This window comes from Streptomyces sp. NPDC047028 (assembly GCF_040644095.1).
Lineage (GTDB): Bacteria > Actinomycetota > Actinomycetes > Streptomycetales > Streptomycetaceae > Streptomyces.
Genome location: NZ_JBEYVS010000009.1, coordinates 18,489 through 41,723, shown reverse-complemented (window position 1 = coordinate 41,723; position 23,235 = coordinate 18,489). Strand labels below are relative to the sequence as shown.

The following is a 23,235-nucleotide window of genomic DNA, read 5'->3' as shown; positions in this document are numbered from 1 at the left end:
GGCCCGTGACCTCCCTCGAAGACGCCCGCGCCCTGCTGCGCGAGTTCCCCGTCGTCGACGGCCACAACGACCTGCCGTACGCGCTGCGCGAGCAGGTCCGCTACGACCTCGCCGCCCGCGACATCGCCGGCGATCAGGGCGCCCACCTGCACACCGACCTGCCCCGCCTGCGCGAGGGCGGCGTCGGCGCGCAGTACTGGTCGGTGTACGTCCGCTCCGACCTGCCCGACGCGGTCCCCGCCACCCTGGAACAGATCGACTGCGTACGGCAGTTGCTCGCCCGCTACCCCGAGCACCTGGCCCCCGCGCTCACGGCCGCCGACATGGAGTCGGCCCGCGCCGAGGGCCGCATCGCCTCGCTCATGGGCGCCGAGGGCGGCCACTCCATCGCGGGCTCCCTCGGTACGCTCCGCGGGTTGTACGGGCTCGGCGTGCGCTACATGACGCTCACCCACAACGACAACGTGGCCTGGGCGGACTCCGCGACCGACGAACCGAACGTCGGCGGCCTCTCGGCCTTCGGCCGCGAGGTCGTCCGCGAGATGAACCGGCTCGGTATGCTCGTCGACCTCTCCCACGTGGCGGCGACGACCATGCGGGACGCGCTCGACACCTCCGTCGCGCCGGTGATCTTCTCCCACTCCTCAGCCCGGGCCGTCTGCGACCACCCCCGCAACATCCCGGACGACGTCCTCGAACGCCTACCCGCCAACGGCGGCGTCGCCATGGTCACCTTCGTGCCGAAGTTCGTGCTCCAGGCCGCCGTCGACTGGACGGCCGCCGCCGACGAGAACATGCGCGCCCACGGCTTCCACCACCTCGACACCACCGAGGAGGCGATGAAGGTCCACCGCGCCTTCGAGGAGCACACCCCGCGCCCGGTCGCCACCACCGCGACGGTCGCCGACCACCTCGACCACATGCGCGAGGTCGCCGGCATCGACCACCTCGGCATCGGCGGCGACTACGACGGCACCGCGTTCACCCCGGACGGCCTGAACGACGTCTCCGGCTACCCCAACCTGATCGCCGAACTGCTGGACCGCGGCTGGTCCAAGCCCGACCTGGCCAAGCTGACCTGGCAGAACGCGGTACGCGTCCTGGGCGCCGCCGAGGACACCGCCCGCGACCTCCAGGCGCGGCACGCCCCGTCCAACGCGACGATCGACGCACTGGACGGCTGAACCGACGGGGCGCCGACGAGGCGCCTACGGGGGTACGGGCCGGGCCGGGCGCCGTACCCCCGAACGCTCCACTCACCAGGAAGTCCCCCTTCGCTCCGTGCGACGGTGGCCGTACGCCACCCGCAGAAATGACGCCGTAGCAGCGCACGACGTACGGAGCCCGCCATGGCCGACCTCCAGGACGACCCGCCCGCCACCACCGAGGTCGCGGCGGCCGGCGGACTGCCGGACGACCCCTTCCCCGAGGAGCCGTACCTCCCCGAGGAGCCGCGCTTCCCCGAGGGCGAAGCCCTGGAACACGCCCGCGCCCTGCTCGCCGCACATCCCGTCGCCGACGGCCACAACGCACTGCCCCGGGCGCTGCGCCACCTGCCCTGGTACGACCTCGAACTCGGCGAGAGCGCCGTCGCCACCGACCTGCCCCGGCTCCGCGAGGGCCACGTCGGCGCCCTGTTCTGGTCCCTGCACCTGCCCGAGGACCTCGCCGGGGACCGGGCGGTGGCCGCCACCCTGGAACAGCTCGACCTCGCCCGCACGGTGATCGCCGCCCATCCGGAGGGGCTGCGCCTGGCACGAACCGCCGGGCAGGTCATCGACGCCCACCACTGCGGCCGGGTCGCCGTCGTCCTCGGCCCCGCCCAGGCCGCCGTGCTCGACGGCTCCCTCGGCATCCTGCGCATCCTGCACGCCCTCGGCGTGCGCCTCCTCACCCTCACCAGCACGCCCTGGGCGGGCGAGGCCGGGCTGACCCGGTTCGGCGAGGAGGTCGTACGCGAGATGAACCGGCTAGGCGTGCTCGCCGACCTCTCCGGCGCCGGTGAGGCCGTCGTCCGGCGGGTCACCGTCCTGTCCAGGACGCCGGTGCTGTGCACCCGCTCCGCCGCCCGCGCGCTGCGGCCGCACCCCGCCAACCTGCCCGACGACCTGCTCGCCGCGCTGGGGGAGGCCAAGGGCCTGTGCATGGTGCCGCTGAGCGCGGAGCAGACCGGGCCGACGGTGCGGGACGTCGCCGATCACCTCGACCATGTGCGGGCGGTGGCGGGGACCGAGTGTGTGGGGCTGGCCGGTATGTACGACTGCGGGGCGGCGCATCCGCAGGGGCTTGGCGACGCCTCCCGGTATCCGCACCTGGTCGCCGAGCTGGTGCGGCGGGGGTGGTCGGATGCGGAGGTGTCCCTGTTGACCTGGGGGAATGTGCAGAGGGTTTTGCGGGCGGCGGATTTTGTCGCCAAGGCGAGTCGGGCACGCCGTTGACGTCGTGCCCTGGACGTCGTTCGAGAGTTACCCCTCGATCCTGCACAGGCAGAACGGGTGGCCCGCCGGGTCCGCGTAGACCTGGAAGTCCTTCTTCTCGCGGTCGGTGAGGTCCAGGGGGCGGGCGCCCAGGGCGAGGACGCGCTCGTGGGCCGTGTCGATGTCGGCCCAGGTGGGGCCCGCGTCGAAGTCGAGGTGGAACTGCTGGGAGTCGTGGTCGGCGTGGGGCCACTGGGGCGGGGTGTGGCCCTCGGCCCGCTGGAAGGCGAGCCGGGGGCCGTCGGGGACCTGGAGGACCACCCAGTCGTCGTCCTCCGGCTCCGGGGTGCCGCCCGCCACCGCCGAGTAGAACGCGGCGAGTGCGTGCGGGTCGGGGCAGTCGAGCACGACGGAACGGAGTCGAGCGACGGACGCCATGGTGTCCTCCCGGTCGGTTCAGCAGGCGCAGAGACAGAAGGGGTGCCCCGCTGGGTCGGCGTACACACGCCAGTTCCGCGAACGGTCCTCGGCGTCCAGCGGACGCGCCCCCAGTTCCAGTACCCCCTTCTCGGCCGTGTCCAGGTCAGGCACCTTCAGATCCAGGTGGAACTGCTGCGAGGCGTCCGGCGCGGGCCAGCTCGGCGGCACGAAGCCCGGTGCCTGCTGGAAGGCCAGCGAAGTGCCGCCCGGCAGCTTCAGGTCCACCCACTCCCCGTCCCCCTCGACGCTGCCGCCCAGCACCTCGGCGTAGAACCCGGCGAGCGCGCGCGGGTCGGGGCAGTCCAGGACGACGACATCCATCGTGGCCAGAGCCATGACTTCCTCCTCGGAGAACACTGCGAAGCCGGAGTTACCCTCAGATGAGGATTACCGGTAACCGTTACCGCATGCTGCCCCATAGCAGGTAACCCTGGCAACCGATATACGGAGGTACGGTGCGGACATGAGTGAGAGAGCGCCCGCGCCGGGAGGCCTGGCCCTGGTCGAGTCCCTGCTGAACACCGTGGACTTCGCATCGGGAGCGGACGCGCTGGACACCGCGGAATGCAGAGCCCGCCTCGGGCTCACCGACGATCCGGAGCGGCTGGAAGAGGCACGGGAACTGCGCGAGTCCCTGCGCGCCACCCTGCTGGCGCACGCCGGGCACCCGCCGCACCGCGAGGTCACCCCCCTCGGCGACCTGCTCGCCCGCGTCCCGCTGCACGTCACCGTCGAACCGGGGGACGGCTCGGCGGCCCTCGCCCCGGCCGACCCGGGCCCACTGCCGTCCCGGATCGCCGCCGCCGTCGCCGAGGCGCTCGTGGCCGGCACCTGGAGCCGGCTCAAGGCTTGCGAGGCGCCGACCTGCCACTGGGCGTACTACGACCGCAGCCCCGCCGGACGCGGCCGCTGGTGCTCCATGCAGGTGTGCGGGGCCCGCGCCAAGATGCGCCGCTACCGGGCCAAGGAGACGTAAACCCCACGGGCGTTCATCGGCCACGGATGTGTCCGTGGTGCAGAATGCGGAAAGACGCCGGTTCGGCCGACTGAGCCTCGGCCGAACCGGCGTCCTCGCGTACGCCGGTGGGAGAACGCCTACGCCGGGGGAGAAGAGGGTCAGGCCGTCGGCCGCCCCATCGCCCGGTACGTCCACCCCGCGCGGCGCCACAGCTCCGGGTCCAGCGCGTTGCGCCCGTCCAGCACCAGCCGGACCGACGCGACCTCGCCCAGCGCGGCCGGGTCCAGCTCACGGAACTCCCGCCACTCGGTGAGGTGCAGCACCACGTCGGCCCCCCGGACCGCCTCCAGCGCCGAGTCGGCGTACCCCAGCGTCGGGAACAGCCGCTTGGCGTTCTTCATGCCCTTCGGGTCGTACACGGTCACCTGACCGCCCTGGAGGTGGATCTGACCGGCCACGTTCAGCGCGGGCGAGTCCCGGACGTCGTCCGAGTCCGGCTTGAAGGTGGCGCCCAGCACCGCGACCCGCTTGCCCAGGAACGAACCGCCGCCCAGCGCCTCCCGCGCCATCTCGACCATCTGCCCGCGCCGGCGCATGTTGATGGAGTCGATCTCCCGCAGGAACGTCAGCGCCTGGTCCGCGCCCAGCTCACCGGCGCGCGCCATGAACGCCCGGATGTCCTTGGGCAGACAGCCGCCGCCGAACCCGATCCCGGCACGCAGGAACTTCTTCCCGATCCGGTCGTCGTACCCGATGGCCTCCGCGAGCTTCGCCACGTCACCGCCGGCCGCCTCGCACACCTCCGCCATCGCGTTGATGAACGAGATCTTGGTCGCCAGGAAGGAGTTCGCGGCCGTCTTCACCAGCTCGGCCGTCGGGAAGTCGGTCACCACGAACGGCGTGCCCTCGCCGACCGGGGTCGCGTACACCTCCCGCAGCAGCTTCTCGGCCCGCTCGCCACGCACGCCGACCACGATCCGGTCCGGGTGCAGCGTGTCCTCGACGGCGAAGCCCTCGCGCAGGAACTCCGGGTTCCAGGCCAGCTCGGCGTCGCCGCCGGCCGGCGCGTGCTCGGCGAGGTAGGCGGCGAGCCGGTCCGCCGACCCGACGGGGACGGTCGACTTGCCGACGACCAGCGCGGGACCCTTCAGGTGCGGGGCGAGCGAGGCGATGGCGGAGTCGACGTACGACATGTCGCACGCGTACTCGCCGTGCTTCTGCGGGGTGTTCACGCACACGAAGTGCACATCGCCGAACTCCGCCACCTCGGCCCAGTCGGTGGTGAACCGCAGCCGCCCGGAGGAACCCTCGATCCCGGCCACGTGCCGGCGCAGCAGCTCGTCGAGCCCCGGCTCGTACATGGGGGTCTCGCCGCGCTCCAGCATCGCGATCTTCTCGGGCACGACGTCCAGGCCCAGCACCTCGAAACCGAGCTCGGCCATGGCCGCGGCGTGCGTGGCGCCGAGGTAACCGGTGCCGATCACGGTGATCTTGAGGCTCATGGGTGCTCCCCCTCGGTGACGTCGGTGATGCGGTGCCCGAGCATAGTCGGGCCGCGGGCCGGGCAGTTTTCCCGCTGTCGTCAAGGTCACGTAGGCGGGTCCCGGCCGACGTTTTAAAATTGGGTTACTTAACGGTAATTAGCGTCACTGCGTCTTTGGAGCGTGAGAGACCTTGGCCGGATCGGCTGACTTCGACCTGTACCGCCCGTCCGAGGAGCACGACATGCTCCGTGACGCCGTCCGCTCGCTGGTCGAGGCGAAGATCGCGCCGTTCGCGGCAGCGGTGGACGAAGAGGCCCGCTTCCCGCAGGAGGCGCTCGACGCCCTGGTCGCGAACGACCTGCACGCCGTGCACGTCCCCGAGGAGTACGGCGGCGCCGGTGCCGACGCCCTCGCCACGGTCATCGTGATCGAGGAGGTGGCCCGCGCCTGTGTGTCCTCCTCCCTCATCCCGGCCGTGAACAAGCTGGGCTCGCTCCCCGTGATCCTGTCCGGCGGCGAGGACATCAAGAAGAAGTACCTGACCCCGCTCGCCAAGGGCGAGGCGATGTTCTCGTACTGCCTCTCCGAGCCGGACGCCGGCTCCGACGCGGCTGGCATGAAGACGAAGGCGGTCCGCGACGGCGACCACTACGTCCTCAACGGCGTGAAGCGCTGGATCACCAACGCGGGCGTCTCCGAGTACTACACGGTGATGGCGGTCACCGACCCCACCAAGCGCTCCAAGGGCATCTCGGCGTTCGTCGTCGAGAAGTCCGACGAGGGCGTCTCCTTCGGCGCCCCGGAGAAGAAGCTCGGCATCAAGGGCTCCCCGACCCGCGAGGTCTACTTCGACAACGTCCGCATCCCCGCCGACCGCATGATCGGCGAGGAGGGCACCGGCTTCGCCACGGCGATGAAGACCCTGGACCACACCCGCATCACCATCGCCGCCCAGGCCCTCGGCGTCGCCCAGGGCGCCCTCGACTACGCCAAGGGCTACGTCCAGGAGCGCAAGCAGTTCGGCAAGCCGATCGCCGACTTCCAGGGCATCCAGTTCATGCTCGCCGACATGGCCATGAAGATCGAGGCCGCCCGTCAGCTGACCTACGCGGCCGCCGCCAAGTCCGAGCGCGGCGACAAGGACCTCACCTTCCAGGGCGCCGCCGCCAAATGCTTCGCCTCCGACGTCGCCATGGAGGTCACCACCGACGCCGTCCAGCTCCTCGGCGGTTACGGCTACACCCGCGACTACCCGGTGGAGCGCATGATGCGCGACGCCAAGATCACGCAGATTTATGAGGGCACGAACCAGGTCCAGCGGATCGTGATGGCCCGCAACCTGCCGTAGGGCGTGAACGCGGCGGTGCCGGCATCCCCTCGGGGGTGCCGGCACCGTAGTACGTCCGGGGTGGTGCGGGTGGTCAGTCCCGCACCAGCGGCTCTTCCTCCGCCGTCACCGCCGGGCGGCGGGAGGCGATGACCTTGCGGGCCAGGGCCTTCGGGCTCGTCAGGAAGCCGTAGCCCCAGGACATGTGCATCGTGGCCAGGGCCACCGGGATCTGGAGGCGGGCCTTCAGCGGCAGCCCCCGGCCCGCCGGGAGCGAGCCCGCGGCGATCGCCGCGAGGTATCCGCCCGGGACGACGAGGGCCCACGGGGTCAGGGCCGCGCCCGCCACCAGGCCCGCGGCTATCGCGCAGACCGCCGTGGGCGGGGCGAGGTAGCGCAGGTTGATCGAGCCGGAGTGGTAGCGGGCGACGACGTGGCGCCAGCGGCCGTAGTCCTTGTACTGCTTGGCGAGCGCCTTCACGCTCGGCCTCGGGCGGTACGACACCCTCAGCTCGGGCGAGAACCAGATCAGGCCGCCCGCCTCACGGATGCGGAAGTTCAGCTCCCAGTCCTGGGCGCGGATGAACTCCTCGTTGTAGCCGCCCTGCCGCTCCAGGGCCTCGCGGCGGAAGACACCGAGGTAGACCGTCTCGGCCGGGCCCGCCTGGCCGCCCGTGTGGAAGGCCGCGTTGCCCACGCCGATCTTCGACGTCATCGCGGCGGCGACGGCGTCCTCCCAGGCGTTCTCGCCCTCGGCGTGCATGATGCCGCCGACGTTCTGCGCACCGGTCTCCTTAAGGAGGCGCACGGCGGTCTCGATGTAGTTGGGCGAGAGGATGCCGTGGCCGTCGACGCGGACGACGATCGGATGCCGGGACGCCTTGATCGCGGCGTTCAGGGCGGCCGGGGTGCGCCCGGTCGGGTTCGGGACCGTGTGGACGCGCGGGTCGTCGGACACGAGCTCGGCGGCGATCTCGTCCGTGCGGTCCGTGGACGGACCGAGGGCGATCACGACCTCCATCTCGCCGGCGTACTCCTGCGCGAGGATCGCTTGGACGGCCCCGCGCAGATGCCGCTCCTCGTTGAGGACGGGCATGATCACGGACACAGCGGGGAGCCGCACGTCGGGCTTGGCGTTCATAGGGGGCTCACGTTACCGCGAACGGGGGACAGCTATGCGCGCCACCGGGGCGTGAACGCGGGATGAGGATCGTATCGGCCTACGGTGCTCACGATCCCACGTACGGCCGTCGCCCGGAGGTGTCCCTTGCCCAGCCCGCCACGGTCCCCTGCCCGGCCACAGCGCCGTCCGCAGCCCGCCCACCGCGTGCCCAGACCGCCGGCGCCCCCCGTCCGGCGCCGACGGCCGCGCTGGGCGATGCGTGCGGCAACCACGCTGTCCGTGGTGGTGCTCGCGGCCGCCGGGATCGGGCACGCGGTCGTCAGCAGCCTGGACGCGGGGATCGCCCGGGTCGACGCCTTCAAGGACATGAAGAACCGCCCGCGCGCCGGCCACGGCACGAACATCCTGCTGGTCGGCACGGACGGCCGCGACAAGATCAGCGAGCAGCAGCGGCAGGCGTACCACCTCGGCGGGGCGCCCTGTCACTGCACCGACACGATCATGATCGTGCACATCTCGGAGGACCGGAACCGGGCCACCGTGGTCAGTCTGCCCCGCGACTCCTACGTCGAGGTGCCCGAGCACGTCGACCTGAACTCCGGACAGCGGCACGGCCCGCACCCGCTCAAGCTGAACGCCGCGTACGCGGAGGGCGGCCCCCAGCTGACCGTGCGCACCGTCGAGGGCATGACCCACCTGAAGATCGACCACTACCTGGAGGTCGACTTCACCAGCTTCATGAAGACCGTGGACGTCCTCGGCGGGGTCACGATCTGCACGCCGACGCCCCTGAAGGACTCCTACACCGGCCTCGACCTGACGGCCGGCACGCACACCCTGATGGGCGGGCAGGCCCTGCAGTACGTCCGCTCCCGGCACCTGGACGCGGCCAGCGACCTGGGCCGGATGAAGCGGCAGCAGAAGTTCCTGGCCGCGCTGATCGGGCGAGCCACCTCCTCCGGTGTCCTGCTGAACCCGATCAGGTTCCGGGACGTCACCCGGGCGGTGCTCGGCTCGGTCCGCGCCGACGAGGGCTTCGGCGCCGACGAACTGCTCGACCTCGGGCGGGCGATGCGCACCTTCTCGCCCTCCTCCTCCGAGTTCACCACCGTGCCCATCGGCCAGATGAACTTCCCCGTCAAGGGCATCGGTTCGACCCTGAAGTGGAACCAGCCGGCCGCCGACAAGCTGTTCCAGTCCCTGCGCGACGACAAACCGCTCACCACGGACCGCCCGAAGAGCGCGCCCGCACCGGCGACGGTGGAGGTGGACCCGCACCAGATCAAGGTGCAGGTGGAGAACGGTACGGCCACGAGCGGCCTCGGCAAGCGCGTCGACGCGGCGCTGGCGGCGGCCGGCTTCGCCACCACCCGCCTGCCGGTGGCGGCGGCCGACCACGCCGTCAAGCGCACGATCGTCTCCTACGACCCCCGCTGGGACCGCTCGGCCCGCTCCCTCGCGGCGGCCCTGCCGGGCAGCGAACTGCGGGCGGTGCCGGGGCAGGGGGCCGTGCTGAAGGTCACGGCGGGCGCCGATTTCAAGGCGGTGCGCAAGGTGCGGGTCGCGAACCCGGCCGAGCCGGAGCCGAGTCCCAGTGTGGTGCGGGGGGACGAGGAGCTGTGCTCCGGTACGTAGTGGGTCTGGTGCGGGTGCGTTGTGGCTTGTCGCGCCCACGCGGCGGAGCCGCACGTCAGACACAGCCCCGCGCCCGTGAAGGGGCGCTGCCGTGAACCGGCGTATCAAGTCAGTCCTCGAACCCTTCGGCGATCCTCTGCTCCCGCAGTTCGCGGATTTCGCGGCGGCGCGCCAGGCGGTGGGTGCGGCGGATCTGGGCCTCCTGGTAGCGGCGCCGGTCGCGGTCCGTCTCCGGGACCACCGGCGGCACCCGGCGCGGCTTCCCGTCCGCGTCGACGGCCGCGAACACCAGGTAGGCCGAGCCGACCTGGGTGGGCGGGGAGGACTCGTTCCAGCGCTCGGCCAGGACCCGCACGCCGACCTCCATCGAGGTCCGGCCGGTCCAGTTGACCTGTGCCTTCACATGGACCAGGTCACCGACGCGCACCGGCTCCAGGAAGGCCATCTCGTCCATGGAGGCGGTGACGGCGGGGCCGCCGGAGTGCCGCCCGGCCACGGCCCCCGCCGCGTCGTCGACCAGCTTCATGATCACCCCGCCGTGCACCGTCCCCAGCAGGTTGGTGTCGTTGTGGGTCATGATGTGGCTGAGCGTGGTGCGGGACGCGGACGTGGGCTTGCCCGGGATGTCCGATTCCGTGTCCGTCACCGGATCCGTGGCCTGGTCTGTCATGACCCCCACCTTATGCCGAAGCGACATTCGCGGAATTTGTGTCGGGTTCGCAACAGCACCGCCCTGATTTTCCGACAGCTCTTGTAAGGCACATACCAGCGCCCTGCACACTGGGGCGCATGAATGACTGGCCCGAGGGATGGTCCGACGACAACCGCGGCTCCCGCTCCCGCTACGGACACGGCAGCGCAGGCGAGCAGCCGGAGGGCGCCCGCATGATGCGCCAGGTGCCGCGGCGCGGCCCGGTGCCGCCCGGGCAGCGCTCGTACGGCAACCCCGGCCCGTCGGCGCCGCCGTATGGCGCCGGCGTCCCGCAGCAGCCGTCGTACGTCGACGGCCAGGGCTACGACGACGGTTACGGCGAGTACGACAGCGGCTACAACACCGGGCAGGTCTACGGCGGTCACGGTCACGGCGGTGACGGCCCGACCGGCGCCCCCGCCCGGGCGGCCCGGCCCGCGCCGAACTGGCGGCGGCGGATCAAGTGGACCGCGCTCACGCTGGTGACGGTGCTGATCGTCACATCGGTGGCGACCTATTTCTGGGCCGACTCCAAGCTGCGCCGCGAGGTGGACCTCTCCAAGGTCATCGACCGGCCGGAGACGGGTCAGGGCACGAACTACCTGATCGTCGGCTCGGACAGCCGCGAGGGCATGACCAAGGCGGACGAGAAGAAGCTGCACACGGGCTCCGCCGAGGGCAAGCGCACCGACTCGATGATGATCCTGCACGTCGGCGACAACGGGGACACGCTGATCTCGCTGCCGCGTGACTCGAACGTGGAGATCCCGTCGTACAAGGGCTCGCAGTCCGGGAAGGTCTACCCGGCCACCGGCCGGCACACGAAGCTGAACGCGGCGTACGCCGAGGACGGTCCGACCCTCCTGGTGCGCACCATCGAGTTCAACACCGGCCTGCACATCGACCACTACGTGGAGATCGGTTTCCAGGGCTTCGCGAAGATCGTGGACGCGGTCGGCGGTGTGACCCTCACCATCGACAAGGGCTTCAAGGACTCCTACTCGGGTGCCGACTTCAAGGCCGGCAAGCAGACCCTGAACGGCGAGCAGGCCCTGGCCTTCGTCCGCACCCGGCACGCGTTCGCCGCCTCCGACCTGCAGCGGACGAAGAACCAGCAGAAGTTCCTCGCGGCCCTCGCCCACCAGGTGGCGACCCCGTCGACGCTCCTGAACCCCTTCACGTTCTACCCGACCATGGGCGCCGGCCTGGACTCCCTGATCGTCGACAAGGACATGTCCCTGTGGGACCTGGCGTCGATGTTCTGGGCCATGAAGAACGTCAACAGCGGTGGCGGCACCTCGATGAACATGCCGATCTCCGGTTCCACGGGCGGCAACCTGGTCTGGGACAAGGCCAAGGTCAAGACGCTGGTGGACGAGCTGAAGAACGACCAGAAGGTCACGGTCGCCGGCAACTGAGAACGCTCGGGCCGCCTCAGGCTCAGGCGGTCGCCGCGCCGAGCAGTGCCACATGGGGAAGGGCCAGGCGCCCTTCCCCATCGCCGTCCCTTTCGCGGTCCCCGGTGGAGAACTCGGCGCACAGCCGTTCGTACTCCCGCCGTATGCGTACGACCGTCTCCGGGTCCTGCGAGGTCACGACCAGCCCGACGGTGGCGACCCCGCCGGCCGCGCCGCCCCACCACTCCTCGACGGTCGTCCGGTGGTCCCAGGCCGACTCGGCGGCCTCGGCGCCGGTGAACCCGGCCCCGGTGAGCAGGCCCGCGAGCCCGGCCGTCGTTCGCGGGAAGTCCTCGTCCGCCGCCAGCCTCGGCAGGTACGACGGCGGTACGGCACCGCCCGCCGCGCAGGCCCGCCCGAGCAGGTCCTGCCCGGCCCCGCGCCGGCCGCTCCACAGCGTGAGCGCTAGCCGCCCACCGGGCCGCAGCACCCGCCGCAGCTCGGCGAGCGCGGTGCGCGGCCGGCCGACGTGATTGAGCACGAAGTTGGCGACGACGGCGTCGAACTCGCCGTCCGCGAAGGGCAGTCGAGGCAGCACGGCGACCTCGGCCGGAACGCCCCGCGCCCGGGCGGCCGCGACCATCCCGGGGTCGGCGTCCACGGCCCGCACCCGCGCACCCCGCTCCAGAGCGGCCAGGGCGGCCGTCCCCGGGCCCGTGCCGACGTCCAGGACCCGGGTCCCGGCGGACACCCGGGCGGCGTCCAGCAACTCCGGCACCGGGTGCGCGCACAACAGGGCGAAGCTGTCGGCGTACGCCCGCGCCCGCCCGTCCCACATGGCCCGCTCGGCGGAGTCGAAGGCCTCGGTCGCATCCATGATCGTCATGGGACCAGCTTGCTGTACTCCTCCGACTCCCCTCCCTCTACGACTTCCTGCCCACCCCCCCGAAGTGGGTGACCTCCACCGGCTCTCCGGTGCCCGGCACGGGGCGCCAGCGGGAGCAGGAGACGAGGCCGGGCTCCAGCAGGTCGACCCGGTCGAAGAGGCGGCTCAGGTCGGCGCGGCTGCGCAGGGTCATCAGGGCCGAGCCCTGGCTGTTCCAGTACTCCACGGCCTGCGTCATGGCCTCGCCGTCGACCTCGGTCGTGGGGTGGGAGATCACCAGGTGGCTGCCGGCGGGCACGGCGTCGAGCAGCCGGTGCACGATGGAGACCGCCTCGTCGGTGTCCATCACGAAGTTGAGGATGCCCAGCATGGTGATGGCCACCGGCCGGTCGAAGTCCAGCGTCTCGGCCGCGCCCCGGATGATCTTCTCGGGGTCCTGGACGTCCGCCTCGATGTAGTCGGTGGCGCCTTCGCGTGTGCTGGTGAGCAGCGCGTGGGCGTGGGTGAGGACCAGCGGGTCGTTGTCGACGTAGACGATCCGGCAGGAGGGGTCGACGCGCTGGGCGACCTCGTGCGTGTTGTCGGCGGTCGGCAGCCCGGTGCCGATGTCCAGGAACTGCCGGATCCCCTCCTGCCCGGCGAGATGCCGTACGGCACGGGACAGGAACGCCCGGTCGGCGACGGCCGAGCGGGGCAGCGCCGGCACGAAGCCGAGGATCTGGTCCCCGACCTCCTCGTCCACCGGGTAGTGGTCCTTGCCGCCCAGCCAGTAGTTCCAGATCCGCGCCGAGTGCGAGACGTCGGTACGCAGCCGCGCCACTCGCGCGATGCCCTCGTCCCTCGCTGCTGTGGTGTCATCCGCCATGACGTCTGCTCTCCTCGGCGTGCGCGCTGTTCGCTGTTCAGGACGCGACCAACATAAACAAGAAGGCGCCCCGGAGGGCGCCTTCCTTCAAAACCCCGGCCGCTACCAGCGGTAGGGCCCGTACACGTCCATGCACTGCGAGGTGTCGCCGCCGTTGATCGCGTCCGAGTTGCTCGGCAGGTCGCCGGCCTTCGGCCGGGCCTGCTTGGGGTAGGTGTTCCCCGTCCGCCAGTCCGAGCCGACGACGACCGTGACGCCGGAGACGGCGGTCGACTTCTTCACCGAACTCATCGGGATGCCCATCGACTTCGCCACGGCCTGCGCGTCGCCCTCCAGCTCCGCGCTCGGGTACTGGACGACCGTCTGGTCCTCCGACAGCGTCTCCGAGGTGTCGGAGGTGGCCCGGGTGTAGCCCTGCTGCGCGAGCAGCTCGGCGATCGATCCGGCCCGGTGCGGCACCGCCGCGTCGGTGGAGGTCTGGGTGGCGTTCTGCACCAGCACGCCCAGCCGGGACGCGTCGGTCGACGGCTTCTTGGCCGGCTCGTCCTTGGACTTGCCGTCGTCCTTCGCGGACTTCTTGCCGTTCTTGTCGAAGGCAACGTCGTCGCGGAGCAGCTGCCACATCCTGTCCGCGTTGGGCTTGTCGGGGACGACGTGTTCCTTGTTCAGCGGGTCCTGCACGTTGGGCATCGTCACTGACGTGATGCGGTTCGACGGCACCGACTTCATCTCCATGGCCAGGTCGTAGAGCTTCTTGACCGTGCCGATCTCCTTGGACACCGACAGCGACTTGGTGCCCGCCTCGGCGAGGTCCATCAGATGCCCGGTGTCGGTGAAGACGTTCTGGTTCCGGAGCTTGCGCATCATCGAGTTCAGGTACATGTGCTGGGCGCGGGCCCGCATCAGGTCACTGCCCCAGGCGTGCCGGGTGCGCAGCCACTGCAGGGCCTGCTCGCCCTTCACCGGGTGCGTGCCGGCCGTGAGCTTCAGGCCGGAGCCGCCGTGCACCATCGGGGTGGAGTGGTCCCACACGTTCTGCTTCACGCAGACGTCGACGCCGCCGATGGCGTCCGCCATTCTCACCACGCCCGAGAAGTCGATCGTCATCCAGTGGTCGATGTAGACCCCGGTGAGGTTCTCCCAGGTGGACAGCGTGCAGCCGGCCCCGCCACGGGCCAGCGTGGTGTTGATGATGTCCTCCGTCGCCGGATACACCTTGCCGGACTTCGGGTCCTTGCACTGGGGGATGTGCACCCGGGTGTCGCGCGGGATGGAGACCATGGCGGCGCTCTTGCGGTCCGCGGAGAGGTGGATGAGCATCTGCACGTCCGCGAGCGGCGGAGCGCCGACGCTCTCCTTGGAGCCGCCGAGCTTCAGGTCCTCCGCGGAGTTACGGCTGTCGGAGCCGATCAGCAGGATGTTCAGCGGCGTCTGTCCGGCCGCGTTCGGCGCCGTCTTGCGGGCCTTGGAGTCACCGGCGGAACGTTCACCCTTGCGGATGTTGGCGTTCAGGTGCCGGTAGTAGAGGTATCCGGCGCCGGCCGTGCCGAGTATGACCACCGCCAGCACGGTCGCCGACCAGCGCAGGACGCGTCGTCTGCGCCGCCGGCGTTCGGTCTTCGGTCCTCCCCGCCGCCGTCCGCCGCCGTGCCGTCCGGACCCGCCTGACGGACCCGAGGTCTGCGGCGCGAGCGACATCGTGTCCTCGACCGCAGGAGCCTTCCCCCGCACACCGCTCTGCGTCAAACTCGCTGCCCTCCCCACCTTGCGCCCCACCACGGGCCCGTCCCGCGCTCACTTAGACGCACGAGGAGCCCATTGGGTTACCTACGAAGCGCACTTCACCTTGTCCGCAGTGGACTTGTCGACGTCCGGCGCCTTCGTCGGAGCGGTGAGGGACACGCCCGCACCCTTGAAGTCCTTGCCCAGGGTCAGCGTCATCGCCGGCACCCCCTGGGAGTTGACGACGCTCTTGCCCGGCTTGAGTGCCGTACCGGGCAGGCCCATCAGATCGGCCAGCCGGCGCGCCTGGGGCGCCTGGTCGGGAGCGTACTCCAGCGTGGTCTTGCTCAGCTCCGCCGGAGCGTTGCCCGAGTTCTCCGACTTCAGGACGCCCTCCTGGTTCTGCAGCCACTCCAGGGTCTGCTGCGCGCTTCCGGCGACGGCGCCGCCGTTGAGGATGCGCACCCTGACGTCGGAGGCCGGCGCCTTGGAGCCCTTCAGTCGGGCCGCCGCCGCGTCCTTGGCCGCCTTTTTCTTCTTCTTCACCTCGGTGAAGGAGACGTCGTTCTTGATCGCGTCGAACACCGAGGGGGCCGTCGCGTTGTTGAGGACGACCGTCGCGTGGACCTTCTCCGCCGGGTTGTCCACGACCGGCACCGTGGTGAAGGTCAGGTTCTTCGGGTTGAGCTTGCCCAGCTCCAGACCCAGGTCCTTCAGCTTGCCGATGCTGTCCAGCTTGTCGTCGACCGTCAGAGCCTTGGTGCCCGCCTCGGCCAGTTTCAGCATCTTCGTGGGGCTGGTGAGCGTGGAGTTGCCCTTCAGCTTGCGCATCAGCGCGCTCAGGAACTGCTGCTGCAGGGTGATCCGGCTCAGGTCGCCGCCGAAGCCGACGGAGTGCCGGGTGCGCACGAACGCCAGCGCCTGGTCGCCGGAGATGTTGTGCGTGCCCTTGGAGAGCTTCAGGTGCGAGTCGGGGTCGTCGATGTTGTGGGCCAGACACACCTCGACGCCACCGACGGCCTCGGTCAGCGTCTTGACCGCGTTGAAGTCGGCGACCATGAAGTCGTCCGCCCTGATCCCGGTCAGCTCGGTCACCGTGCGCACGGTGCAGCTCGGCGTCCGGCCGTCCTGGCCGAGGCTCGTGTTGAAACGCACGTTCTGGGTGCCGGGGATGACCTTAGTGGAGCCGTCCGGCTGGGTCGTCGGGCAGTCCGGCACGTTCACGATCAGGTCACGCGGGATGCTCAGCGCCGTCGCGTTCGTGCGGTCCTGGGAGAGGTGCAGCAGGATCGTGGTGTCCGCGTGGCCGACGCTGCCCTTGTCGCCGTAGCCCTCGTTGCCCTTGCCGGTGCGCTTGTCCGTGCCCATCAGCAGGATGTTGATGGCCTGGTCCTTGTGGAAGCCACCGGTGCTCGCGCCGTCGTCGGAGACGGACGTGATGTTGTTGTTCAGGTGCCTGATGTAGAGGTAGCCCGCCGCGCTGACGGCGACCAGCACGAACGCCATGGACCCACCGGTCCACAGCAGTGCCTTCTTGACCCTCGACTTCTTCTTCACCGGCCGATGCCCGCGCCGAGCCGGCGGCACCTCCGGCTCACCGCCGCGCCGGGCCCGGCGCGGTCCGGGCACGTCGGCGCGCGCCGGGCCCGGCTCCTGCGGGTGCCCGCCATGCGGTGCCGAACGGGCACGCGGCACACCGGGGGTGTCCCGGGGACCCGGTCTCCGGGGTCCGGGCACCGGTGACTGCGGTCCGGAAGGGCTCAGTCGCAGTTCGTATTCGCCGGTGACCGGATTGCGTACCCACTGGTCTGCGGGGTCGACATCGTCCGCCCGCCCACGGCCTTGCGCGTCCACGGTTGTCCGATCCTCCGTCGGGGCACGCGGCGCCTTCCCCCTCAAAGGCGCCCGGTTCTCGGTGAAACAGTGCTCGACCGCAGAGAGGACCTCGTGGCCGGGTGCACCGGACCGCTCACACTATCCGGCCAGTTCAGGGAAGAGCGACGCCGGTGACGAATTCCACCTCCCTACAACCGGGCAATCCCTCTCATACCCCTGAACACAGGTTCGTCGCCTTGGCGCTCGTTTTACGAGAAGACTGCTCCCGGCTTACCCGCAGGCCCGCCCGGCGGCCGTGCTGCCGCGGAAGACCGGTACGGGGGAGGGGTCATGGGACGGCCCGTTCGTCCCCTCTTCATACGGAATGTCCTTTGCGACGGCCACCGGCCGGTCCGTGCGCAGCCGCGCGAACAGCGTCCGCGCCCGGTCCTCCACCAACTGGTCGCGATTGGCGTTCGAGGCGTACGGCTCCCTCGGCACCGTCAGGAACTGCACATGTTCGGTGGGGATCTTCCGCAGTCCTCGCACCAACTGGTGCAAACCGCCCAGACTTGCCAGTTTCGGATCCGTGGTCAGCGACGAGGTGGCCGCTTCCAGCACCGGATACAGCTTCACCGGGTTCAGCAGCACGTCGTCGCCGCGCACCGTGTCGACCAGCGCGGCCAGGAACATCTGCTGCCGGTCCATCCGCTCGGTGTCGCTGCCGTCACCGAGCGACTTGCGCGCCCGCACGAACCCGAGCGCCTGCTCCCCGTCGAGCGTCACCGGGCCCGCCGGCAGCTTCAGCTTCGCCGCCTTGTCGTCGATGGGCTCCTTCAGGCACACCCGCACCCCGTCGACGGCGTCCACCATGTCCTTGAACCCGCTGAAGTCGACCACCATGTGATGGTCGACCCGGATGTCGGTCAGCTTCTCCACGGTGCGGATCGTGCACGCCGAACCGCCCGTCTCGAAGGCGTGGTTGAACATGGTGAACGCGGGCGCACTGCGGCTGCCGTCCGGCCGCCGGCAGCCCGGCACGGCCACCATCAGGTCCCGGGGTATGGACACGGCGGTGGCGCTTTGCCGGTCGGCCGCCAGATGCAGCAGGATCGTCGTGTCGGACCGCTCGGTGCCCGAGTCCCGCCCGTACGCGCCGTTGCCGTCCCCGGCCCGCGTGTCGGACCCGATCAACAGGATGTTCTGCGCGCCCCGCACCAGCGCGGTCGGTCGCTCCCGCTCGTACCGGGCGAGTTCCGCGGCCGCCGCGTCATCGGCGGTGATGTTGCCGCTGAGCCGGGCGTACAGCGCCCACCCGGCCCCGGCGCCACCCGCGACGAGCACGACAGCCGCGAGCGCCCCACCCTTGATCCACCGCCGCCGCAGACGCCGCCGCACGTCCTCGTCCACGATGCGGCCCCCTCGCGACGACGTACGAGCGTTCGGTTCCTGCTCCTACGACGATCACCCGGAGGGCGGGGCAAGGCGGACAGTTACTACTCCACCCGGGTGACTGCAGTGCGCCCCGTCAGGGCGCGGGGAACGGCGCGAGGAACCACCACGCACCCGCACCCGCACCCGCCGAGCAAAGCCCAGGCACCCCCTCTCAGCGGCGCACCACACTCACCCGCTCACTCTCGATCCGCCGAGCGACAACCCCCTCGTCCTTCATCGGCAGGTTCCTGCACAGCACCACGGACCCCCCGACAGTCAACGGCGCGAACAGCCCCGCGCTCAACCCCTCCCACGTGTCGTACGGCAGCCCCGACAGCAGCCGGGCCCCCGGCCCCGAAAGACCGAGCGCCCCCGCGTCCGAAGCCGCCCGCTCCACGACCTCTGCCGCGCTGTATTCCGCCCCGGCGACGATCAGCGCCGGCTTCTCGGGATCGACCGGGGCGAACGGGGCGAACCGGTCACCCTGGCCCGGCACTTCCACCGCGTAGTCGACGAACCCGGCCGGGGTCTGCGGGAAGCGCCCGCCCAACGGCCGTAGCGCGAGGGCGACCCGCTCGCCGCGGCAGGCCCGCGCCGCCTCCAGGTCGTCCGGGCCGCTGACGACGACGTTCGCCGCCGACGGATCCCCGGCCATGTCCGCGATCACGCCGACCGACGAACAGGCCAGCAGCCACACCGCCGTCTGCCAGTGCGCCGGCAGCAGCAGGGCGACCCGGTCGCCGGGCGCTGCGGACAACTCGCCCTGGAGGAGGTTCGCGGTCTTGGCCACCCAATTGGCGAAGGTGGCCACGGACAGTTCGACGCGTTCGCCCGTGGCATCGTCGTAGAAGGTCACCAAGGGGCGTCCGGGATCCGCGGCGAACGCGGATCGCAGCAGGTCGGCAGGGGTGTGGTCGGTGGCGTTCACCCGCGCAAGGGTACGCCGGGCCCCGGGCGCGCTGGGGCTGGCGGGGCCACCGGTTCGGCGGAACAGTTTCCCGACGGGCCGTCAGTTCACGGCCGGTTTCCGATGGCCAGATTTCTACGACTATGTCCATGATCATGGGTATGCGTGGATTCCTCACTACCTCGATCGGCGTCACGTGCGCGGCCGTTCTCGCGCTGCCGCTGACGTCGCCCGCGACCGCCGCGACCGTACGGGCGGAACGCACCACCACCACCACCACTGCCGCGCTGACGGCACATGAGAAGCCGGAGGCGGCGGCGCTCCCCGGCAGCACCCGGTCGCTGCCCCTCGTGCCCCTCTCCGGTGAACGCGTCCTGGGCGCCGCCCCCGAGCAGGGCCTGTACCGCGCGGGCGTACGGCGGTTCTCCCTCGTCGGTGTCATCTGGGACGACCCGGACACCGTCCTGCACGGCCGGGTACAGGTGCGCACCCGGTCCGCCGCGACCGGCACCTGGTCCGGCTGGCAGGACATCGACACGCACAACGACGACCACGGGGCCGACCCCGGAACGGCCGACCGGTCCTCCGGCCTGGTGCGCGGGGCCACGGCACCGCTGTGGGTGGGCGATTCGGACGGCGTCGACCTGCGGGTCCGGGCCGCCGCGGCGGATAGGCCGGACAGGAGCCGTACCGGAGCCGGGCGTTCACCCCTGCCCGCCGGACTGCGCCTGCAACTCGTCGACCCCGGCGGGCGGGCGCCGCTTCCGGGCCCGCCCGCCGGCACTCCGCGCGTCGCCGCCGGCACCCGCGGCGACGCGATGGTCGCGACCTCCGCCGCCAACACCGACCTGGTCCCGTACGGTGCCACCGAGATCCCGGCGCTGAGCAGGAGCGCCACCGAGCGGGAACTCGCCCGGCGCGAGGGCGGCGGCCTGCGGGCGAAGCCGTACGTCGGACCCCGGCCGCGCATCGTGACGCGCCGCGGCTGGGGCGCGAACGAGTCACTGCGCAGGGGCGGCTTCGTCTACACGAAGAGGGTCAAGGCCGCCTTCGTGCACCACACGGCCAGCGGCAACAGGTACACCTGCGCGCAGGCGCCCTCCGTCATCCGGGGTATCTACCGCTACCACGTCAAGAGCATGGGCTGGCGGGACATCGGCTACAACTTCCTCGTCGACAAGTGCGGAACCGTCTACGAGGGCCGGGCCGGGGGAGTGGCGAAGGCGGTCTACGGCGCGCACACCCGCGGGTTCAACACCGACAGCATGGGCATCGCCGTGATCGGCAGCTTTGGCTCCGCCAAGCCGTCCCGTGCCGCCGTGAACGCCGTCGCCCGGCTCGCCGCGTGGAAACTCGGCCTCTATGGAGCCGATCCGCGCGGAAAGACGTCTCTCAGGTCGGGGGGTGGCAATCTCTACGCAAAAGGGAAGATCGTACGACTGAACGTGATCTCCGGTCATCGGGACGGGTTCGCCACGTCATGCCCGGGCAAACGGCTCTACGCCAAGCTCGGCACGGCCCGTTCCACCGCGGCCCGCTACCAGGGGCGCTGAGGCGGGGGCGCGCGTTCACCGCCGTCGGGGGAGGACGCGGCGGGGCGAAGTGAGGGCGGCACGGGTGAAAGCGCGTGCCGATCCCTCGGGTCGCCGCGCGGCCGACGGGGGCACCGTCGCACGGTCTGCATACACTGGCCGGCCGAAAAGAGAAGTTCGGCCGGTCCCGGCAGGAAGCAGAGACGACAGGTGACAGAAGCGATCCTCCTGGTCGGCGGCAAAGGAACCCGGCTGCGTCCGCTCACGGTGCACACACCCAAGCCCATGGTCCCGGCGGCCGGCGTGCCGTTCCTCACGCACCAGCTGGCCCGGGCGAGAGCGGCGGGCGTCGACCACATCGTCCTCGCGACGAGCTACCTGGCCGAGGTCTTCGAACCGTACTTCGGCGACGGCTCCGCGCTCGGCCTGCACATCGAGTACGTCACCGAGGACGAGCCCCTCGGCACCGGCGGCGCCATCCGCAACGTCGCCGGGCGCCTGCACTCCGGGCCCGAGGACCCCGTCCTCGTCTTCAACGGCGACATCCTCACCGGGCTGGACATCCGCCGGCTCGTCCACACGCACGCCTCGACCGGCGCGGACGTCTCCCTGCACCTGACCCAGGTGACCGACCCGAGGGCGTACGGCCTCGTCCCCACCGACGACACCGGGCGCGTCCTCACCTTCCTGGAGAAGCCGCAGACGCCGGAGGAGATCGTCACCGACCAGATCAACGCGGGGGCGTACGTCTTCCGCCGCTCCGTCATCGACACCATCCCGGCGGGCCGCCCGGTCTCGGTCGAGCGCGAGACGTTCCCTGACCTGCTGTCCGCCGGGGCCCACCTCCAGGGCATGGTCGACTCCACCTACTGGCTGGACCTCGGCACCCCGGCCGCGTTCGTCCGCGGCTCGGCCGACCTCGTCATGGGGCGCGCCCCGTCCCCGGCGGTCCCCGGCCGCTGTGGTGACCGGCTCGTCCTCCCCACGGCACGGGTCGCGCCGGACGCCAAGCTGACGGGCGGCACGGTGGTCGGCGAGGGCGCGTTCGTCGCCGAGGGCGTGCGGGTCTTCGGCTCCACCATCCTGCCCGGTGCGGTCATCGAGCCGGGCGCGGTCATCACCGACTCCCTCATCGGCAGCCGGGCCCGCGTCGGCGAACGCAGCGTGCTGACCGGGACGGTCATCGGCGACGGCGCGGTCGTCGGAGCGGACAACGAACTCCGGACCGGCGCGAGGGTCTGGTGCGACGCGACCATCCCCCCGGCAGCCCTCCGCTTCTCCTCGGACCAGTAGAAGGCTCACTGCGGGCGCGTCGTGGCTGGTCGCGCAGTTCCCCGCGCCCCTGACGGGGCACGTACATAGCTGCGGGCATGCGTGCCTCCCCCAGTGCCTCCAGGGCCTGGGGGGACCCCCAGGGCGGCACGGGTGGGCGCGCAGCGGCACCCCGCGACGCGGGCCAGTGAAACCCACCCCCGGTCAGCCGCAGCGCAGGGCGGCTACAAACGGCCGATGTCGCCGACAGGCATCCGGGGGGCCCGGCGCGCCGGCGTCCGCCCGCTCAGCAGGATCAATCGCACGGCCCGATGCCGCTGCCCCGCATACGCCTCCAGCAACCGCAGCATCACCGCGTCATCGGCCCCCCGCTCGCCCGCCAGCGCCCACCCCACGATCCCCGGCAGATGCAGATCCCCGACCGTCACCGCGTCCGCCGCCCCATGACTGCGCTGCACGACCTCCGCCGACGTCCACGGCCCCACCCCCGGCACGACCTCCAACCGCGCCTGCGCGGCCTCCGCCGGCATCCCCACCGCCTGCTCCAGCCGCGCGGCGACCCGCACGGCCCGCAGGATCGTCGAGGCCCGCTTGTCATCGACCCCGGCCCGGTGCCACTCCCAGGACGGGATCAGCGCCCAGCTCCGCGCGTCCGGCATCACGAACATCCGTGGCTCACCCGCGGCGCCCACTCCCGCGGGCCCCGGCGCCGGCTCCCCGAACCTCCGTACCAACGACCGCCACGCCCGGTACGCCTCCACGGTCGTGACCTTCTGCTCCAGCACCGACGGAATCAGCGACTCCAGCACCAGCCCGGTACGCGTCAGCCGCAGCCCGGGCCGCCGGTGCCGAGTGACCGCCACCAGCCGGTGCCGGGGCACGAACGCGGCGGGATCGTCGGCGGCGCCCAGCAGCTCGGGCAGCCGCTCCAGCAGCCACTCGGCGCCGGGCCCCCACGCCTCCCCGCGCACCTCACCGCCGTACGCGCGCACCCGCAGGGTCCCCGGGCCGGCCGGTGTCCGGCTGGTACGCCAGACGGACCCGTCGGCCGCCGCCCGGAACGTCGGGTCGCCGGGCCCGCGCCGCAGCGGCCCGAGCACCAGCCCCAGGTCCAGCGGCCCGTCGGGCACATACGTCCGCACCCGCGCCGGCCCGGCCCCCGCATCCGCTTGCCGCGGTATGCCCGCTCCGCCGGGCACGACGACATGGCCCCCGCGCACCGTCGTACGCGTGGGCCGCGGAGCGAAACGTCCTGCCACGGATGAGTCCCAGGGGTGGGTAGGAGTGTTG

At 71.4% G+C, this 23,235-nt stretch carries 20 protein-coding genes; 8 read left to right on the top strand and 12 right to left on the bottom strand.

Translation table 11 applies throughout. From position 1 onward, the window contains the following. Positions 1-5 precede the first annotated feature (5 nt). Positions 6-1,184 carry a dipeptidase gene (locus tag ABZ854_RS10795; RefSeq protein ID WP_129308784.1) on the top strand — a complete coding sequence of 393 codons (1,179 nt, stop codon included), beginning with the start codon at positions 6-8 and terminating at the stop codon, positions 1,182-1,184. A 165-nt stretch (positions 1,185-1,349) separates the two neighbouring features. Further along, entirely contained in the window at positions 1,350-2,438 is a 1,089-nt protein-coding gene (locus tag ABZ854_RS10790; RefSeq protein WP_361207496.1) for a dipeptidase, read from the top strand. 27 nt (positions 2,439-2,465) lie between these two features. Here the strand turns inward: ABZ854_RS10790 and ABZ854_RS10785 are convergent, their stop codons facing one another. Both ABZ854_RS10785 and ABZ854_RS10780 read right to left on the bottom strand, forming a co-directional pair. Then, positions 2,466-2,855, bottom strand: coding sequence for a VOC family protein (locus ABZ854_RS10785; RefSeq protein WP_361207493.1), 390 nt, complete (start codon positions 2,853-2,855; stop codon positions 2,466-2,468). Positions 2,856-2,873: 18 nt separating this feature from the next. Further along, positions 2,874-3,233 (bottom strand): VOC family protein, encoded by a 360-nt coding sequence (locus ABZ854_RS10780; protein WP_361207490.1) that lies wholly within the window; start codon positions 3,231-3,233, stop codon positions 2,874-2,876. A 127-nt stretch (positions 3,234-3,360) separates the two neighbouring features. Between ABZ854_RS10780 and ABZ854_RS10775 the strand changes: the two genes are divergently transcribed. Next, positions 3,361-3,873 carry a CGNR zinc finger domain-containing protein gene (locus ABZ854_RS10775; RefSeq protein ID WP_361207487.1) on the top strand — a complete coding sequence of 171 codons (513 nt, stop codon included), beginning with the start codon at positions 3,361-3,363 and terminating at the stop codon, positions 3,871-3,873. Between the two features lie 140 nt (positions 3,874-4,013). On the opposite strand, the gene ABZ854_RS10770 is transcribed toward ABZ854_RS10775, so the two are convergent. Continuing rightward, a complete protein-coding gene (locus ABZ854_RS10770; RefSeq protein WP_361207484.1) occupies positions 4,014-5,357 on the bottom strand; it encodes a UDP-glucose/GDP-mannose dehydrogenase family protein in 1,344 nt (447 codons plus the stop codon). Between the two features lie 172 nt (positions 5,358-5,529). Between ABZ854_RS10770 and ABZ854_RS10765 the strand changes: the two genes are divergently transcribed. Then, complete coding sequence (locus ABZ854_RS10765) at positions 5,530-6,687, top strand: acyl-CoA dehydrogenase (RefSeq protein WP_361207481.1); 1,158 nt, start codon at positions 5,530-5,532, stop codon at positions 6,685-6,687. A 73-nt stretch (positions 6,688-6,760) separates the two neighbouring features. On the opposite strand, the gene ABZ854_RS10760 is transcribed toward ABZ854_RS10765, so the two are convergent. Further along, complete coding sequence (locus ABZ854_RS10760; protein ID WP_361207478.1) at positions 6,761-7,807, bottom strand: glycosyltransferase family 2 protein; 1,047 nt, start codon at positions 7,805-7,807, stop codon at positions 6,761-6,763. A 237-nt stretch (positions 7,808-8,044) separates the two neighbouring features. Between ABZ854_RS10760 and ABZ854_RS10755 the strand changes: the two genes are divergently transcribed. Next, positions 8,045-9,424: an LCP family protein gene (locus ABZ854_RS10755; RefSeq protein WP_361207475.1), complete on the top strand. Its 1,380-nt coding sequence runs from the start codon at positions 8,045-8,047 to the stop codon at positions 9,422-9,424. Positions 9,425-9,533: 109 nt separating this feature from the next. Here the strand turns inward: ABZ854_RS10755 and ABZ854_RS10750 are convergent, their stop codons facing one another. Beyond that, positions 9,534-10,094, bottom strand: a complete 561-nt coding sequence (locus tag ABZ854_RS10750) for an acyl-CoA thioesterase (protein WP_361207472.1) — start codon at positions 10,092-10,094, stop codon at positions 9,534-9,536. Positions 10,095-10,213: 119 nt separating this feature from the next. On the opposite strand from ABZ854_RS10750, the gene ABZ854_RS10745 reads away from it, so the two are divergent. Next, positions 10,214-11,533, top strand: a complete 1,320-nt coding sequence (locus ABZ854_RS10745; RefSeq protein WP_361207469.1) for an LCP family protein — start codon at positions 10,214-10,216, stop codon at positions 11,531-11,533. A 22-nt stretch (positions 11,534-11,555) separates the two neighbouring features. Here the strand turns inward: ABZ854_RS10745 and ABZ854_RS10740 are convergent, their stop codons facing one another. The 6 genes from ABZ854_RS10740 to ABZ854_RS10715 form a co-directional block, all read right to left on the bottom strand. After that, complete coding sequence (locus ABZ854_RS10740) at positions 11,556-12,398, bottom strand: class I SAM-dependent methyltransferase (protein ID WP_361207466.1); 843 nt, start codon at positions 12,396-12,398, stop codon at positions 11,556-11,558. Between the two features lie 37 nt (positions 12,399-12,435). Further along, positions 12,436-13,263: an SAM-dependent methyltransferase gene (locus tag ABZ854_RS10735; protein ID WP_361207464.1), complete on the bottom strand. Its 828-nt coding sequence runs from the start codon at positions 13,261-13,263 to the stop codon at positions 12,436-12,438. Between the two features lie 102 nt (positions 13,264-13,365). After that, positions 13,366-14,961 (bottom strand): LCP family protein, encoded by a 1,596-nt coding sequence (locus ABZ854_RS10730; protein ID WP_361207860.1) that lies wholly within the window; start codon positions 14,959-14,961, stop codon positions 13,366-13,368. 129 nt (positions 14,962-15,090) lie between these two features. Then, on the bottom strand, positions 15,091-16,839 hold the full coding sequence (locus ABZ854_RS10725) for an LCP family protein (protein ID WP_361207461.1): 1,749 nt from the start codon (positions 16,837-16,839) through the stop codon (positions 15,091-15,093). Between the two features lie 252 nt (positions 16,840-17,091). Then, entirely contained in the window at positions 17,092-18,210 is a 1,119-nt protein-coding gene (locus ABZ854_RS10720; RefSeq protein ID WP_361207459.1) for an LCP family protein, read from the bottom strand. Positions 18,211-18,406: 196 nt separating this feature from the next. Then, on the bottom strand, positions 18,407-19,162 hold the full coding sequence (locus tag ABZ854_RS10715) for a TIGR03089 family protein (protein ID WP_361207456.1): 756 nt from the start codon (positions 19,160-19,162) through the stop codon (positions 18,407-18,409). 122 nt (positions 19,163-19,284) lie between these two features. On the opposite strand from ABZ854_RS10715, the gene ABZ854_RS10710 reads away from it, so the two are divergent. Together ABZ854_RS10710 and ABZ854_RS10705 are read left to right on the top strand one after the other, a co-directional pair. Further along, complete coding sequence (locus tag ABZ854_RS10710; RefSeq protein ID WP_361207453.1) at positions 19,285-20,694, top strand: N-acetylmuramoyl-L-alanine amidase; 1,410 nt, start codon at positions 19,285-19,287, stop codon at positions 20,692-20,694. Between the two features lie 189 nt (positions 20,695-20,883). Next, positions 20,884-21,966, top strand: a complete 1,083-nt coding sequence (locus ABZ854_RS10705) for an NDP-sugar synthase (RefSeq protein ID WP_361207450.1) — start codon at positions 20,884-20,886, stop codon at positions 21,964-21,966. Positions 21,967-22,169: 203 nt separating this feature from the next. Here ABZ854_RS10705 and ABZ854_RS10700 read toward each other — a convergent pair whose 3' ends face one another. Beyond that, entirely contained in the window at positions 22,170-23,204 is a 1,035-nt protein-coding gene (locus tag ABZ854_RS10700) for a DNA-3-methyladenine glycosylase 2 family protein (RefSeq protein ID WP_361207447.1), read from the bottom strand. Positions 23,205-23,235 lie beyond the last annotated feature (31 nt).